Origin of the sequence: Maricaulis sp., assembly GCF_048270265.1 — a bacterium.
In the GTDB taxonomy this organism is placed as follows: domain Bacteria; phylum Pseudomonadota; class Alphaproteobacteria; order Caulobacterales; family Maricaulaceae; genus Maricaulis.
In genome coordinates, this window is sequence record NZ_JBLWTD010000008.1 from 1 (window position 1) to 14,503 (window position 14,503).

Here is a 14,503-nt window from a genome sequence, read left to right on the forward strand (position 1 = left end):
TGGCAGGGGCAGGAGCGTCATTTCTATGCCATGCCCTGGGAAGATCGCTATATATGGGGCGTTACGGCAGGTCTGTTGAAGTCGCTGCACGACAAGCTGTATGGGTAGAACATGATCCGCATCACCATTCTCGAGATTGCTTCCTTCTTTCTGCCATTCCTGATTTTCTTTATCTGGCGCTGGCAGTCGAATTCCGAACATCCCATCGAGGCGACGCCAACCCTGCGGCTGGCGGCGATCGGGGCCGGCCTGTCGATCCTCGTCCTGATCTCGCTGGTCATGCTGGAGTCGAGCCAGGGCAGCCATGAGGGCGAGGTCTATGTGCCCCCGCGCGTCGTTGACGGCCGTGTCGTGCCCGGCCATTTCGTGCCCGTCGAAGAGTTTGAGGCCGGCAACCCCGCGACGGGTGAGACCACCGAGCCGCAATGACGGCAGCCCGCGCCCTCCCGACCCGTCTTGATCCGACCGATCACGTCTGGATGCGCGATCCGGCGACGCAGGCGGTGATGGATGCGCTGGAGGCCGCACGGCCCGGCGGCTCACGCTATGTCGGCGGCTGTATCCGCAATGCCCTGCTGGGCAAGCCCGTCGCCGATGTTGATATCGCCACCCAGCTCCTGCCCGAACAGGTCGTCGAGGCGGCCCGGGCGGCGGGCCTGAAACCGGTGCCGACCGGTATCCGCCACGGCACGGTTTCCATCATCTCCGCTGGTCGCCCGTTTGAAGTCACCACGCTGCGCCGCGATGTCGAGACCGATGGCCGACGCGCCGTGGTCGCCTTCACCGAGGACTGGGATGAGGACGCCCGGCGCCGCGATTTCCGGCTCAACGCCCTTTATGCCGACCGGAACGGGATCATTCATGATCCGACCGGAGGCCTAGCCGATCTCGATCCATGCCATTTCGTGTTTGTCGGTTCGGCGGAAAACCGCATCCGCGAGGACTATCTGCGCACCCTGCGCCTGTTCCGATTCGAGGCCTGGTACGGGGCCGGCGCGCCTGACCCGGAAGGGGTGGAAGCGGCGGCGCGGCTGAAGCAGGGCCTGCACACCCTGTCGGCCGAGCGGGTCTGGTCGGAGCTGAAAAAACTGCTCGCCGCACCCGATCCGGGGCCGGCCATCGCCGTAATGGCCGAACACGGCATCCTGTCAGAAATTCTGGGAGTGAACGGATCCTTAAGAATCCTTGGAGGTATTATAAACCAAGATATCACTGCCGGTCTGGAACCCGACCCGCTTTTGCGGTTTGTGGCTCTTGTTGGCGGTGGACCCGAAAGGATCAGGATCATGGCAGCCAAACTGAAAATGTCGAATGCCGAGAGCCGGCGCATGCAAGGCGCGGTCGATCCGTCGCTGTGCGGCGAGGTCGAGGCAGCTTTCACCGACATGGCCGCAGCGGAGCGGGCGATCATGTCGCTCGGCGCGCGCGCCTTTGAAGACCAGGTGCGGCTCGCGGCCGCCAGCGATGTGGCGCCGCCACCGCGTGACTGGACCCTGCTCGCCAAATTCGCCCGCGAATGGCAACAGCCTGACTTCCCCGTCTCCGGCGGCGATCTCATCCTGCTTGGCTATGAGCCCGGCCCGATGCTCGGTGATGCGATGGATGCCCTCAAGGCTCACTGGATTGCCGAACGTTTCGAGCCGACCAAGGAAGAATTGATCGCGCGCCTGAAGCACTAGGCTTCGCGCATTGATCCTTGAATGAGTGAAAAGCCCCGGTCCTGGACCGGGGCTTTTTCCTGCGTGGGATTCACATGTCGAGATCGGCGTAATGGGCGGTGAAGACCAACGTGTCGACCAGGCCATGGGCCATGATGAGCGGCCAGAGATTGCGCTTGTAGACCAGGTAGAGCACGCCGAGCGCGACGCCGATCATGCCGGTCGAGACCCAGCCGCGCAGGCCCTGATAGTAGAAATGCCCGTAGCCGAAGACGAAACCGGCGAACAGGACGGCGAGAACCAGCGCGGCGCCCTTGCCGCCGAACACGCGCGCCGCCCAGGTGATGAGAACCCCGCGGAAAAACATCTCCTCGGCAAAACCGCCGCTGACCCAGGAAAGCGTGACCCAGAGCAGATAGACCGGCAGATTGCCGCGCACATCGCCCCAGCGTTCCGCGACCCCGGCAGGCTGTTCGGCAACCGACCACAGACCCAGGGCATCGCCGGCCAGTCCGGTCAGAACACCCGTGGCCAGGATCGCCACCACGCCCAGCAGGGCCTGGGGCACTATAAGGAGTTTCGCCTTGAGACCGGGCAGGGGACGCAGACCGATCTCTGACCAGGTTTCGCCACGCCGCTGCATCCAGATGGAGAACAGCACCAGGGTCAGGGCGAGCGAGACCGGGCCGGAGAATTTCCAGATATACTCGTCGAGGATCAGTTTCGAAATCAGTGCGAAGGCCACGACGTAGCCCAGTTCGATCAGGGAGCGGATGCGGGATGGCGGATTTGTATCAGTCATGAAGGGTCTCCCTGAGGGGGGTGAGTGCGAAGGTGGGGTGGGGCGAGCTTCGCCGGGGCCTAGACCTCGACACCGAGATAGAGCGCGGTGAAGCCGATCGAATCGACCAGGGCGTGGGCGACGATCAGCGGCCAGAGATTGCGCTTGTAGAGCAGGTAGAGCGTTCCGATCGCAAAGCCGATGGCGGCTATCGAGAGCAGGCCGCTCAGGCCCTGATAATAGAAGTGCACGCCGCCAAACATCAGCGCCGGCAGGACCACCATCAGGACGGGCCGCAGGGCCGAGGCGGGCAGGATGCCTTCGATGCGGCGCATCAGATAACCGCGGAAGAAGACTTCCTCGCCAAAACCGCCGCTGACGATGCCCAGCCCCATCCACATCAGATAGCGCGGCAGATTGCCGGTGGTCCCGGCAAAGCGATCTTCAACGCCGGAGGGGGTGACGCTCATGTCCCAAAGCCCCAGGGCCTCGCCGCCAAGGCCAACCACGGCACCGGAGCCCATGATCGCGACCATGCCGAGAACCACCTGCGGCAGGAACCAGAGTTTTGATTTCAGACCGGGCAGTCCGCGAAGGCCGAAATCGGACCAGGATTCAGAACGCAGGCGGGCAAGAAGGGCGATGAAGGCGATGGTGCAGGCCATCGACATCGGTCCGGCAAAACGCCAGGCGATCGGATCGAACAGCATTTTCGTCAGGATCAGGCAGGCAATGGCCGCACCCAGTTCGAGCACAAGGAAGCGGGGTTTCTGCGGGGCGTAGACAGGCATTGTGATACCATCGGATTGGAGGGATGAAGCGGTTCACCGAATAGCGAACACCGCCTCTTCTCCCATCGTCCCCGGTTTCAATCTTGCACGATTGTGCGGGCGCTTCGCGCTGCTGGTGTGACGCTACGCTTCCAGCGAAACGGGCTCAATCCGTGGGCCGCCTTGAAATGGCGCGTCATGTGGCTTTGATCATTGAAGCCGCAGGCCAGTGCCGTCTGGGCGATGCTCTCGCCCCGCTGGATGCGGTCGCGTGCGGCATCAAGGCGCCGCATCAGCAGATAGCGATAGGGGCTGGTGCCGTGCAGGCGGCGAAAGTCTCGCGACAGTTGCCAGCGATCCTGCCCGGCGGCCTGTTCCAGATCCTGCATCGAGACCGGCTGGTCGAGATGGTCGTGTATATAGCTGCGGGCGCGTTCGCTGGCGCGAGCGTCGAGCGGGCCGTCAAGCGCGGCCTGGCCGGAGGCGGCGTGCAGGGCGGTCGCGATATCGAACAGGGCCTCGTCCTGCTGCAGGGGGGAGAGCTCGTCCGCCGGGTGCGACAGGGCTGTTCTGACAGCCTGGAGGAGACCGGGGTGGGCTGACTGGCCGCCTTGGATGAATGGCAGGGCGCGGCCAGGCAGAATGGAGCCGAGGGCGCCTGGTTGAATCGTGATGGCCCGATAGGTGAAGCCGTCATCGGTGCCGGCGTGTCCGTCGTGCAATTCGTCGGGGTGGAGCACGACAAGCTCCCCGGGCAGGGACCGGCGCGCGCCGCCGCGATAGTTGAAACACTGTACACCGCGCAGGGTCAGTCCGAGTGTGTACACGTCGTGGCGATGCGGTGAAAAGGCGGTGCGACCGAGGCTGGCCTGGAAGCGCCGGATTTTGCAATCGGTGTGTTGCTGGCGCATGTTCGTTCCCGTTCCGCTGCATCCCTGTTGCTAGGATGCACGGGTGGAGCGGAATGGATGCAGTCCGGGACCGCGATTGCTTGCTCACATCTGATTGCGCTGGGGTCAGCCCGAAAGGGTCATGGTCTCGGCCAGAAGCCGGGAGGTCTGCTGATAGGCGGCGTTCGCCTGTTGCGTGGCCGCACTCGAGACAGTCTGGCCGACCTCTCCAGTGCCACCGATCGCTTCCTGGATCCGTGCCGCAATTTCCAGCTCGACCGCGTCGCGCTCTTCCTTGGGCAGGGCTTTCAGGGCCTCTTCCGTGAGGCCTTCCTCGCCGAGATATTGCGCCCGGATTCGTTCGGCCGGCGACATATGCGCCCATTTCAGGAATTCGCTGACCAGGGCATTTTCATCGGCGCTGGGCAGCGGAGCGGTCTTGTCACTGCGTTCCAGACGGCCACCGCTCGCAACCGGTGCCGCAGGGGCACTGTCGCCGGCCGGCGCAGGCTTTGAAATCTCGATCGCAGTCCCGGTTGCTTCGCGGGTCTGGGTCTGCAGTTTTGCAAACCAGTCCGACACGCCCGGTGTCACGCCCGTCAATCTCAGATCCGACATTCACGCCCCCTCATACGCCTCTGCATTGCAGGCGGGGTCGCAACAAGTGTGCCGGGATTGCAGCATTGAATTTATTGGGAAATTCTTGCTTTCAGACTGCGGATTCCGCAAGAACGGCAAGATGCACCGGGCAAGATATTCCGCCGGGCGGCTGTTTGCCCCCGATCGTCAATCACGGCCATTTTGCCTCGGGCGGCATGGAGGACAGGATGGATTTCACATTGCCGCCGGTCTCGAGACCGAACTTCGTGCCGCGATCATAGAGCAGGTTGAACTCGGCATAGCGGCCGCGACGGACCAGTTGTTCCTCGCGCTCATCGGCGGTCCAGGGTGTCGCCATGCGGCGGCGTACGAGCTGCGGATAGATGTCGAGAAAGGCCAGGCCGACATCCTTGGTAAAGGCGAAATCAGCGTCCCAGTCGCCGGTGTCGTGACGGTCGTAGAAAATGCCGCCAATGCCGCGCGGCTCATTGCGATGCGGCAGGAAGAAATATTCCTCGCACCATTTCTTGAACCGGGCATGGAAATCATCGCCATGCTTGTCACAGGCCTGCTGGCAGGCGGCGTGGAAGTCGATGGCGTCTTCATGATCCTGGGTGCGGTAGCGATCGAGCACCGGGGTCAGGTCCATGCCGCCGCCGAACCAGCCCTTCGTGGTGGTGATGAAGCGCGTATTCATGTGCACGGCGGGCACATGCGGGTTCCACATATGCGCGATCAGTGAAATGCCGGAGGCCCAGAAGCGCGGGTCTTCGCTGGCGCCGGGGATCTGGGCGCGGAATTGTTCTGAAAACTCGCCATGCACGGTCGAGACGTGAACGCCGACCTTCTCGAACAGGCGCCCCTTCATGATCGAGGTGATGCCGCCGCCCTGGTCGGATGAGCCATCGCCGCGCGACCAGGCCTCGCGTACGAAGCGTCCGGGCTCGCCGGGATAGAGGCTCGCGGGGGCCTCGTCCTCGAGACGTTCGAACTCGGCGCAGATCATGTCGCGCAATTGCTCGAACCAGGCGCGTGCCTTGGCACGGCGGGTGTCGAGATCGGTGCTGGTCGGGTGTGTCTGTGTCGTCATCATGCGCCATCAATACGGCGCTTGCCGCGAAGGGCAAGGTCGCGGGCCATTTGCGGCCCGCGACAACTCGTAGCGGTTTAGCCCGCTTTGCGCTGGCCACTCTGGCCCTGGCGGCGACCGCCAGGCTTGCGTGAGCCGGTTGCAGTGACAGTCTGGCCTTGCGGACGGCCGCCGCGGCGTTGTCCGCCCCCGCCGCCACCACGATTGCCGCCACCGGGCTTCTTGACCGGTTTTGGAATGTGCAGGGCGGCGCCCTCGGCAGTGAGATACTTGCCGATCAGGTTTTCGATCTCGCGCAGCATGGTGCGCTCGTCCGGTTCCACCAGGGCAATGGCAATGCCATCGGTACCGGCGCGCGCGGTGCGGCCGATCCGGTGGACATAAACCTCGGCCACGGTCGGCATTTCATAGTTCACGACATGGGTGATGCCGTCGACATCAATGCCGCGGGCGGCAATGTCGGTCGCGACCAGGATATTGACCGAGCCATTCTTGAAATTGGCGAGGGTTTTTTCCCGCTGGTTCTGGCTCTTGTTGCCGTGGATGGCGGCGGCGCGCAGGCCGTCCTTCTCCAGGTTCTGGACGACACGGTCGGCGCCGCGCTTGGTGCGTGTGAAGACGATGGCGAGTTTGACTTCCGGAGCTTTCAGGATGTCCCGCAGGGCGTTGCGCTTGGCGGAGGCATCCATCAGCATCACTTCCTGCTGGATACGCTCGATCGGCTTGGATTGCGGCGCAACGCTGACTTCCGCCGGATTGTCGAGGAAATCGCTCGCCAGCTTGCGGATCTGGGCCGGCATGGTGGCCGAGAACAGCATGGTCTGGCGGGTCTTGCGCAGCTTGGACATGATTTGGCGGATCGCCGGCATGAAGCCGAGATCCATCATCTGGTCAGCTTCGTCCAGGATCACTGTCTTGACGCCGTCGAGGCGCAGGGCGCCGGTCGAGACATGGTCGAGCAGGCGGCCCGGCGTGGCGACGAGGATATCGACGCCGCCTTCAAGGCGCTTGATCTGCGGACGAGGCTTCACGCCGCCGACAACCACGCAATGGGTCAGCTTCATGAATTTGGCGTAGTCGCGGATGGAATCGTCGATCTGGGCAGCCAGCTCACGGGTCGGCGCCAGGATGAGGGCGCGGCAATTGCGTGGGTTCGGGCGCTCATTGGCTTGTGCCAGGCGCGTCAGCAGCGGCAGCACGAAGGCAGCCGTCTTGCCGGTGCCGGTCTGGGCGATACCGATCAGGTCGCGCCCTTCGAGCAGGGTAGGGATGGCTTTCGCCTGAATGGGGGTAGGGGTTTCATAACCAGCGGCCGTAATGGCGCGGAGGACGGGTTCGGCCAGGCCGAGATCTGCAAATTGGGTCAAATGGACACTCATATTGAGGCGCGCGCACGGATTCGTCCGCACGCTGCACCAAATAATTTTTAAAAGAAGCTTGCGTAGGTCAGCCGCTCGGCGATGCCTCTGCGATACCGGCCAGCAAGTGGCAAATACCCGGGGGCGCTGATGGCGGTCGGAAGCGAAAAAGCAGCCGTCTGCCGGTACTCCCTGCGCGCCATGACTCACCTTGGCGTCTACGCGCGGTGCGCAGGCAAGGGAGAGATGGTCACATGTTGCACTGCAGCGCAAGGCATAATTGATGCGGCCACGCAGGCATGTCCGGCCCCTGCCGGGGCTCCGGAGTTGGCACACAAGCCGCGGGCGCGGCGATGGTCACACGGGTGGGATCAATAATAAAGGTTGCAAGCCTGCAGGTTTCCCGCTCCCTTGCGCGATGGATCAGAGCTTTGGGGGAAGTCATGGATTGGTCGTCAGTTGTTCTCGCCGCTATCGGCGGCGCCGTCGGGGCTGGATTGGGCACATTGCTGCTTGCGGTCCTGTGGCCGCGCCGTGCCACGGCAGATGGTGCAGCCCGCAAGCTGGATTTGCGCGGTATCGTGATGATCATCGTCGTCGTGCTTGGGGCCAGGCTGGGGCAACCCTTGCTGGATCCCGTCATCGGCCCGACGGTGCGAGACTGGATCGGCCCGGATTTCGAAGGCGATGTCGCGGAGATGATGGCGCAGGAGCCTTTCTTCCAGGTTCTGCAGGAAAAGGCTCCCGAGCGCGCCCAGGCCTGGCGCGATGCCGTGGCTGCCGCCTACCGGGAGGGCGGCGGTGTCGCGGCCGAACGCGTGGCCCGCACCGAGGGCGAGGCGATCGGGGCCTGGGTTATGGCCGAGTTCTCGCCCCGTGCGACTGATGAGGCCCTGCTGGATTTCTATTCGGCGCTGGGCAGGGTGACGCGTGAGACATTGCTGGATCATCCCCGGGACTGTTACGGCTTTTATTTCCCCGGTGTGCCGGGTGGCCCGCCGAGCCCGGATCTTGAGGCATTGGGCGTAGACCCGCTCGTGCTGGCCCGTCAGATGATTGAACTGGCTCGGACCGCAAATGATGAGGCCGTGCCGGTGAACTCCGAGGCCGGACAGGCTGGTGTGGCGGCGGCCGTGGCCGCTGCGAGCGAGGCTATCGGTGCGGAAAACATGGTGTTGTTCGGCGCGCGCCTGCCGGAGAACGACGCCGAGTTCGCCCTAATATGCCGGGGCATGCTGGTCTATCTCGACCACATCTCCACCTCTGACGATGCCGCCAACACCTTCCGCGCCCTGGCCTCGGCCGGCTAGCGCAGCTGCCGGCTGGCTTCCGCCAGGGCGATTGCCGCCGAAACCGTCACATTGAGCGAGCGCATGCCGTCGCGAATCGGAATTCGCACCCTCTCGTCGGCTGATTCGTGGACGTTTTCGGGCACGCCGGCGCTCTCGCGGCCGAAAAGCAGGCGGTCATCTGCAGAAAAATTGAAGTCCCAGATTTCGCCGGCCCCGGTGGTTGTGAACAGGACGAGGCGGCCTTGTGCAGCTTCTGCACTCTTTTGATATGCAGTCCATGAGGCGTGCCGGGTGGGTGATATTGCCGCACCATAATCCATCGCCGCAGCGCGGATTTTCTTGTCTGTTAAGGGGAAAGCGCAGGGTTCCACAATGTCCATACCCGCACCGAAACAGGCGGCGACGCGCATGGCCGCCCCAAGATTTTGCGGAATATCAGGTTGAAAAAAAACGATCCGCATTTTAAGCCGCGCACTGGCCGGGGGTCGAATTCAGTGTGCGGCATTGCGCCACGCACTGGTCAGCCAATCCGGCGTTAGGTTATACGGCGTCAAACCGCGCTTGCGCGAGGACGTCAAGTTATCTGGGGCAGGGGGACGCTTTCGCGTGACCCCGTTTAAGAAAAGAGAAGAGGTCGGCTCGTGACGGAACAGAACGGCGCGCTCGGTGAACATGGTCAGGAACCATCTCGCCGCGACTTCATCTATATCGCGGCCACAGGCGCTGCCGCGATCGGTGCCGGTATGGCGATCTGGCCTTTCATCGATCAGATGAACCCGGCCGCTGACACACTGGCACTCGGTTCGATCCGCGTGGATGTGTCTTCAGTGACCGATGGCAGCGAGATCACGGTGATGTGGCGCGGCGGGCCGGTGTTTATCCGTCACCGCACACAGGCGATGATCGATGAGGCCCGCGCGGTCCCGCTCAGCGACCTGCCGGATGACGCCTCACGCAATCTGAATGCCGGCATGGAGAACGCCTCCGCCGCTGACGAAAACCGCGTCCTGCGTCCTGAATATCTGATCGTCAAAGGCAATTGTACGCACCTCGGCTGCGTCCCGCTCGGGATTGGCGTCGATATGGGCGATTATGATGGCTGGTACTGCCCCTGCCATGGCTCGCATTATGACGGTTCCGCGCGTATCCGCCGCGGACCGGCACCGGAGAACCTGCCGGTTCCCGATTATTACTTTGAAACGGAAACGACCGTGAAGATCGGTCTGTCGCCTGAAGAAGCTGCACAATCAGGGTGGGTTGCATCATGAGCGGTCCTTCGACCTATGAGCCGAAAACCGGCTTCACGCGCTGGCTTGATGCGCGTCTTCCAATCATCCGCCTCGGTTATGACAGCTTCGTCGATTTCCCGACGCCGCGGAATCTGAACTACTGGTGGACGTTCGGCGGGATCCTCGCGATCTTCCTCGTCATCCAGATCGTGTCCGGCATCGTGCTGGCCATGCACTACGTGCCGCATGAGAGCATGGCGTTCGACAGCCTCGAGCGTATTCGCCGTGACGTGAAATTCGGCTGGCTGATCCAGTCAATGCACGCCAATGGCGCCAGCTTCTTCTTTGTCGCCGTCTATATCCACATGTTCCGGGGCCTGTATTACGGCTCCTACAAGGCGCCGCGCGAGATCCTCTGGATCCTCGGTGTCGTGATCTATCTGCTGATGATGGCGACCGGTTTCATGGGCTATGTCCTGCCCTGGGGTCAGATGTCCTATTGGGGCGCGATGGTGATCACCAATCTGATCGGCGCACTGCCCTTCATCGGCGACGCGATCCGCGAATGGCTGTGGGGCGGTTTCTCCGTCGGTCAGGCCACGCTGAGCCGCTTCTTCTCGCTGCACTACCTTCTGCCCTTCGTGATTGCCGGTGTCGTGATCCTGCACATCTGGGCGCTGCACGTGCCGGGCAATGGCAATCCGGTCGGCATCGAGGTGAAGACCAAGAAGGATACGCTGCCCTTCCATCCGTATTACACGGTGAAGGACGGCTTCGCGATCATCGTCTATCTGATGATCTTCGCCACTTTCGTCTTCTTCCTGCCGAATGTTCTGGGCCATGCCGACAACTTCATCGAGGCCAATCCGCTCTCGACCCCGTCGCACATCGTTCCGGAATGGTATTACCTGCCCTTCTACGCGATCCTGCGGGCCGTCACCTTCGATATCGGTCCGATCGATGCCAAGCTGGGCGGCGTGATCGCCATGTTCGGTGCGATCCTGATCCTCTTCGTGCTGCCTTGGCTCGACACCTCGAAAGTGCGCTCGATGCGCTTTCGTCCGGTGACGCGGGTGTTCTTCATCCTCTTCGTCCTGGCCTGCCTGGGACTGGGCTGGTGCGGTGCCAACAATCCGGACGATCTGGTGTTCACGATCGGCCATAATGCCGATGGCGTGGCCACCGGCCTGCCCTTCGTGTTGTTCGCGCAGTTCCTGACTTTCTACTATTTCGCCTACTTCCTCATCATCCTGCCGGTGATGGGAATTATCGAGAAGCCGATTGACCGTCCTGCTTCCATCGAAGCGGCCGTCCTCGGCTCGGCCAAGGCATAGGGGCGATAACCATGAAGATGACCCGTATTCTCGTCGCCGCCGTGGCAGCCCTGGGCCTCTCGGGCATTGCCTGGGCCGCGACCGCCGGACAGCGTGCTCCCGAGCATCACCACTGGCACAATGCCGGGCCGTTCGGCACGTTCGACCGGCAGGCCCTGCAGCGTGGTCTGCAGATCTACCAGGAAGTCTGTGCCAGCTGTCACTCGCTGGACCTGGTGCATTTCCGCAATCTCGGCGAGGCTGGCGGCCCGTTCGAGAGCGAGGAATTCCCCAACGCCAATGACAATGCGATCGTGATGCAGATCGCGGCCAGCTACATGATCGAGGATGGCCCGGATGATGCCGGCGACATGTTCGAACGTCCCGGCGTGCCCAGCGATGCCTTCCCGGCACCGTTTGCCAATCCGCAGCAGGCGCGCGGTTCCAATGGTGGCGCGCTGCCGCCGGACCTGTCGCTGATCGTCAAGGCCCGCAGCCATGGTGCGGACTATATCCGCTCGCTGCTGCTCGGCTATGGCGAGGAAGTGCCACACGATGTCACCATCGCGCCAGGCAAGCACTACAATCCTTATTTTGCCGGGGGCGTCATCGCGATGGCTCCGCCGCTGTCGGAAGGTCTCATCACCTATGCCGATGGCACCGAGCCGAGCATGGAACAGATGGCGGAAGACATTGTCACCTTCCTGACCTGGGCCGGCGATCCGCATATGGAAGCGCGCAAGCAGATGGGTGTGATGGTACTGATCTATCTCTTCATCTTCGCGATCCTGGTCTATCTGGCCTACCGCCAGATCTGGGCCAATGTGAAGCATTGATCGCGACACACACGGTATGAACAAGGGGCTGCGAACGTGAGTTCGCAGCCCTTTTTCGTGACACCACCGGGAGATTGACGATGGGTCAGTGGACGCTCGGCATTATTGGCGGTTCCGGGCTCTATGCGCTCGACGGCCTAGAAAACCTCCGTCGCGAGCGGCTGGAGACGCCCTGGGGCGAACCCTCCGACCTGCTCACCTTCGGCGAGTTGCACGGCGTGCCGCTGGTCTTCCTGCCGCGTCACGGGCAGGGGCATCGGCTCCCGCCTTCGGCGATCCCGTTTCGCGCCAATATCGCGGCGCTGAAACAGGCCGGCTGCACCGATATTCTCTCGATCTCCGCCTGCGGCTCGCTGCGTGAGGAATTGCCGCCCGGGCATTTCGTGATTGTCGACCAGTATGTTGATCGCACAGAGGGCCGCGAGCGAAGCTTTTTCGGGCCGGGCTGTGTCGCCCACGTGCCGATGGCGAAACCGGTCTGTAGCCGCCTCTCATCGCTCGCAGCCGAGGCCGGAGCGGCTGCCGGCATCGCCCTGACGCCGCGCGGCACCTATCTGGCGATGGAGGGCCCGCAATTTTCCACCCGCGCCGAGAGCGAGCTCTACCGGCAGTGGGGCATGGATGTGATCGGCATGACCAATATGCCCGAGGCGCGTCTCGCCCGCGAAGCCGAGCTGCCCTATGCCTCGATCGCCATGGTCACCGATTATGATTGCTGGCGCGAACACACCCACAGCGTCGATGTGGGCCTGGTGCTGGAGGTCATGCGCGGCAATACCGTCAAGGCGCGGCAATTGCTCGACCGGATGGTGCTGGCGATGTCTCGCCAGGCGCGCACGCCCGGACCTGACGGTATCGAGACCGTGCTCGACACGGCCATCATCACCCCGGCTGCCGCGCGGGATCCGGAGGTGGTGGCGCAACTGGCGCCGATTGCCGGCCGCGTGCTGGGCTGAGGCGGGAGCGTCTGGGCCCCCTGAATCCGGTATCGGGAGCCGACAAGCCTTTTCCCCGATCCAGCCCTCGTCCATAAAGGCATCTGTTGTGTTCGGGAGTTTTCGATGTTGGTTCTTGTGATGTCCTTGCTGATCCAGGGCGATGTACCCGCCCTGGGGCCACCCAATCCGCGCCCGGCGTTTGAGTGCGCCGAGCACGTGACCGATGCGCGTGCGCGTCGCGCCTGCCTCAATACGCTGCTGCGCGAGGCCGAAACGCAATTGCAGGCCGCCCATGAGCAGGCGAGGGAGGATGCGAGCGAGTCCGATCTGGATTCCGGAGGCATGTTCCACGCCGCAGCCAGTCTTGATGAGGCCCAGGCCGTCTGGACCCGGTATCGCGATGCGGAATGTGTGCGGCGCGGTTCGCTGATGTTCGTCAGCGAGACCTCGCGCGAGGAAATCATCCTTGATTGCCGGATCGCGCTTGACCGGGCCAGGGCTGCGGAATTGCTGGAGCACTGAGTTGGGCCGTCCCGTTCTGCATATCGGCAACAGGCAATTGTCCAGCTGGTCGATGCGGCCATGGCTGGCCCTGCGCAAGGCCGGGATTGGCTTTGACGAGCACATGATCCCGCTCGACCGGCCGGACTCGCGCGCGGCACTCGAGGCGGTCTCGCCGGGCGGCACCGTACCTGTGCTCGAGTCCGGCGGCGTGGCGATCTGGGATTCGCTGGCGATCTGTGAGTGGGCCGCGGAACACAATCCGGCGCTCTGGCCATCCGATCCGGGCGTGCGCGGGCAGGCCCGCTCGGTCACGGCGGCGATGCATAGCGGCTTCTCCGCCCTGCGCAATGCCTGTCCGATGGATCTCTGCCGGCCCCCTGCGCCGATCGCGCTGGATGATGCGGTGCGCAAGGATGTCGCCGCCATCCAGGCCATGTGGACCGCAGTCAAATGCGGCGACGGCCCCTTCCTGTTCGGACAGTGGAGCATTGCCGACGCCTTCTACACACCGGTCGCGGCCCGCTTCCACCATTTCGCCATCGAGCTGGATGCGGCGTCGCAAGCCTATTGCGATACGCTTCTGGCCGATGAAGACTATCGCGACTGGTTCGACGCGGCGCAGCGTGAAGACCTGCTGCCGCCTGGCCACTCACACGCCTGACCCTTGAGGGGAACCGACTTGATCGATCTCAAAGCCGCCATTCGCACCATTCCGGACTATCCAAAACCGGGTGTCATGTTTCGCGATGTCACCACACTGATTGGCGATCCGCGGGCCTTCCGCATCGCGATCGATCAGATGGTCCAGCCCTGGGCCGGCGCCAAGATTGACCAGGTTGCCGGGACCGAGGCTCGCGGCTTCATTCTGGGCGGCGCGGTGGCGCATCAGCTTTCCGTTGGCTTCGTGCCGGTGCGCAAGAAGGGCAAATTGCCCTGGCGGACCCTGTCGGAAGAATACGAGCTGGAATACGGCACCGACACGATCGAGATCCATACCGATGCCGTGCGCGAAGGTGACCGCGTCCTGCTGGTCGATGACCTGATCGCCACCGGCGGCACGGCGGAGGCCTCGATCCGGCTGCTGCAGCGTGCCGGCGCGACCGTGGTCGGCGCGACCTTCATCATCGACCTGCCCGAGCTGGGCGGCGCCAAGCGCATCGAGGCGCTCGGCGTTCCGGTTTCCAGCCTGGTGTCCTACGAGGGGCATTGAGGGCGGGCGATGTTTCTCTGGCGGGGCTGATCCC

The 14,503-nt window shown here is 63.3% G+C and carries 17 protein-coding genes; 10 read left to right on the plus strand and 7 right to left on the minus strand.

What is annotated here, in order from left to right; genetic code table 11:
- Positions 1-111: 111 nt before the first annotated feature.
- Together ACN0YF_RS05990 and ACN0YF_RS05995 are read left to right on the plus strand one after the other, a co-directional pair.
- A complete protein-coding gene (locus tag ACN0YF_RS05990; protein WP_417481406.1) occupies positions 112-429 on the plus strand; it encodes a DUF6111 family protein in 318 nt (105 codons plus the stop codon).
- On the plus strand, positions 426-1,679 hold the full coding sequence (locus ACN0YF_RS05995) for a CCA tRNA nucleotidyltransferase (protein ID WP_417493699.1): 1,254 nt from the start codon (positions 426-428) through the stop codon (positions 1,677-1,679). Before ACN0YF_RS05990 ends, ACN0YF_RS05995 begins: the two co-directional genes overlap by 4 nt.
- A gap of 70 nt (positions 1,680-1,749) precedes the next feature.
- On the opposite strand, the gene ACN0YF_RS06000 is transcribed toward ACN0YF_RS05995, so the two are convergent.
- The 6 genes from ACN0YF_RS06000 to ACN0YF_RS06025 all read right to left on the minus strand — a co-directional run bounded on the left by ACN0YF_RS06000 (position 1,750) and on the right by ACN0YF_RS06025 (position 7,156).
- The gene (locus tag ACN0YF_RS06000; protein ID WP_417493700.1) at positions 1,750-2,460 is read right to left on the minus strand and encodes a CPBP family intramembrane glutamic endopeptidase; all 711 of its coding nucleotides are present in this window, start codon (positions 2,458-2,460) and stop codon (positions 1,750-1,752) included.
- 59 nt (positions 2,461-2,519) lie between these two features.
- Positions 2,520-3,230, minus strand: a complete 711-nt coding sequence (locus ACN0YF_RS06005) for a CPBP family intramembrane glutamic endopeptidase (RefSeq protein ID WP_417481403.1) — start codon at positions 3,228-3,230, stop codon at positions 2,520-2,522.
- A 77-nt stretch (positions 3,231-3,307) separates the two neighbouring features.
- The gene (locus ACN0YF_RS06010) at positions 3,308-4,120 is read right to left on the minus strand and encodes a helix-turn-helix domain-containing protein (protein WP_417493701.1); all 813 of its coding nucleotides are present in this window, start codon (positions 4,118-4,120) and stop codon (positions 3,308-3,310) included.
- Between the two features lie 105 nt (positions 4,121-4,225).
- The gene (locus tag ACN0YF_RS06015; protein WP_417481401.1) at positions 4,226-4,717 is read right to left on the minus strand and encodes a hypothetical protein; all 492 of its coding nucleotides are present in this window, start codon (positions 4,715-4,717) and stop codon (positions 4,226-4,228) included.
- A 172-nt stretch (positions 4,718-4,889) separates the two neighbouring features.
- Entirely contained in the window at positions 4,890-5,789 is a 900-nt protein-coding gene (gene hemF / locus ACN0YF_RS06020) for an oxygen-dependent coproporphyrinogen oxidase (RefSeq protein WP_417493796.1), read from the minus strand.
- A 77-nt stretch (positions 5,790-5,866) separates the two neighbouring features.
- Entirely contained in the window at positions 5,867-7,156 is a 1,290-nt protein-coding gene (locus ACN0YF_RS06025; RefSeq protein ID WP_417481400.1) for a DEAD/DEAH box helicase, read from the minus strand.
- A gap of 434 nt (positions 7,157-7,590) precedes the next feature.
- Here ACN0YF_RS06025 and ACN0YF_RS06030 point away from each other — a divergent pair, with 434 nt between their 5' ends.
- Entirely contained in the window at positions 7,591-8,457 is an 867-nt protein-coding gene (locus ACN0YF_RS06030) for a hypothetical protein (RefSeq protein ID WP_417493702.1), read from the plus strand.
- Here the strand turns inward: ACN0YF_RS06030 and ACN0YF_RS06035 are convergent.
- Positions 8,454-8,900 (minus strand): tRNA (cytidine(34)-2'-O)-methyltransferase, encoded by a 447-nt coding sequence (locus tag ACN0YF_RS06035; protein WP_417493703.1) that lies wholly within the window; start codon positions 8,898-8,900, stop codon positions 8,454-8,456. The two genes, ACN0YF_RS06030 and ACN0YF_RS06035, sit on opposite strands and share 4 nt — an antisense overlap.
- A gap of 180 nt (positions 8,901-9,080) precedes the next feature.
- Between ACN0YF_RS06035 and petA the strand changes: the two genes are divergently transcribed.
- From petA to ACN0YF_RS06070, 7 genes are all read left to right on the plus strand, one after another.
- Positions 9,081-9,707: a ubiquinol-cytochrome c reductase iron-sulfur subunit gene (gene petA / locus ACN0YF_RS06040; protein WP_417481398.1), complete on the plus strand. Its 627-nt coding sequence runs from the start codon at positions 9,081-9,083 to the stop codon at positions 9,705-9,707.
- Complete coding sequence (locus ACN0YF_RS06045) at positions 9,704-11,002, plus strand: cytochrome b (protein ID WP_417493704.1); 1,299 nt, start codon at positions 9,704-9,706, stop codon at positions 11,000-11,002. Before petA ends, ACN0YF_RS06045 begins: the two co-directional genes overlap by 4 nt.
- 11 nt (positions 11,003-11,013) lie before the next feature.
- Complete coding sequence (locus tag ACN0YF_RS06050) at positions 11,014-11,817, plus strand: cytochrome c1 (RefSeq protein WP_417493705.1); 804 nt, start codon at positions 11,014-11,016, stop codon at positions 11,815-11,817.
- Between the two features lie 80 nt (positions 11,818-11,897).
- Positions 11,898-12,773, plus strand: coding sequence for an S-methyl-5'-thioadenosine phosphorylase (locus ACN0YF_RS06055; protein WP_417493706.1), 876 nt, complete (start codon positions 11,898-11,900; stop codon positions 12,771-12,773).
- A gap of 105 nt (positions 12,774-12,878) precedes the next feature.
- Positions 12,879-13,277, plus strand: coding sequence for a lysozyme inhibitor LprI family protein (locus ACN0YF_RS06060; protein ID WP_417481394.1), 399 nt, complete (start codon positions 12,879-12,881; stop codon positions 13,275-13,277).
- Position 13,278: 1 nt separating this feature from the next.
- Positions 13,279-13,920: a glutathione S-transferase family protein gene (locus ACN0YF_RS06065; protein WP_417493707.1), complete on the plus strand. Its 642-nt coding sequence runs from the start codon at positions 13,279-13,281 to the stop codon at positions 13,918-13,920.
- Between the two features lie 75 nt (positions 13,921-13,995).
- Positions 13,996-14,469, plus strand: coding sequence for an adenine phosphoribosyltransferase (locus ACN0YF_RS06070; protein WP_417493797.1), 474 nt, complete (start codon positions 13,996-13,998; stop codon positions 14,467-14,469).
- Positions 14,470-14,503: the final 34 nt, after the last annotated feature.

What these genes read in the sequence shown, in the direction of transcription:
- ACN0YF_RS05990 (WP_417481406.1), top strand. Translation starts at nt 112, where the DNA reads ATGATCCGCATCACCATTCTCGAGATTGCTTCCTTCTTTCTGCCATTC.
- ACN0YF_RS05995 (WP_417493699.1), top strand. Translation starts at nt 426, where the DNA reads ATGACGGCAGCCCGCGCCCTCCCGACCCGTCTTGATCCGACCGATCAC.
- ACN0YF_RS06000 (WP_417493700.1), bottom strand. Translation starts at nt 2,460, where the DNA reads ATGACTGATACAAATCCGCCATCCCGCATCCGCTCCCTGATCGAACTG.
- ACN0YF_RS06005 (WP_417481403.1), bottom strand. Translation starts at nt 3,230, where the DNA reads ATGCCTGTCTACGCCCCGCAGAAACCCCGCTTCCTTGTGCTCGAACTG.
- ACN0YF_RS06010 (WP_417493701.1), bottom strand. Translation starts at nt 4,120, where the DNA reads ATGCGCCAGCAACACACCGATTGCAAAATCCGGCGCTTCCAGGCCAGC.
- ACN0YF_RS06015 (WP_417481401.1), bottom strand. Translation starts at nt 4,717, where the DNA reads ATGTCGGATCTGAGATTGACGGGCGTGACACCGGGCGTGTCGGACTGG.
- hemF (WP_417493796.1), bottom strand. Translation starts at nt 5,789, where the DNA reads ATGACGACACAGACACACCCGACCAGCACCGATCTCGACACCCGCCGT.
- ACN0YF_RS06030 (WP_417493702.1), top strand. Translation starts at nt 7,591, where the DNA reads ATGGATTGGTCGTCAGTTGTTCTCGCCGCTATCGGCGGCGCCGTCGGG.
- ACN0YF_RS06035 (WP_417493703.1), bottom strand. Translation starts at nt 8,900, where the DNA reads ATGCGGATCGTTTTTTTTCAACCTGATATTCCGCAAAATCTTGGGGCG.
- ACN0YF_RS06045 (WP_417493704.1), top strand. Translation starts at nt 9,704, where the DNA reads ATGAGCGGTCCTTCGACCTATGAGCCGAAAACCGGCTTCACGCGCTGG.
- ACN0YF_RS06050 (WP_417493705.1), top strand. Translation starts at nt 11,014, where the DNA reads ATGAAGATGACCCGTATTCTCGTCGCCGCCGTGGCAGCCCTGGGCCTC.
- ACN0YF_RS06055 (WP_417493706.1), top strand. Translation starts at nt 11,898, where the DNA reads ATGGGTCAGTGGACGCTCGGCATTATTGGCGGTTCCGGGCTCTATGCG.
- ACN0YF_RS06060 (WP_417481394.1), top strand. Translation starts at nt 12,879, where the DNA reads ATGTTGGTTCTTGTGATGTCCTTGCTGATCCAGGGCGATGTACCCGCC.
- ACN0YF_RS06070 (WP_417493797.1), top strand. Translation starts at nt 13,996, where the DNA reads ATGTTTCGCGATGTCACCACACTGATTGGCGATCCGCGGGCCTTCCGC.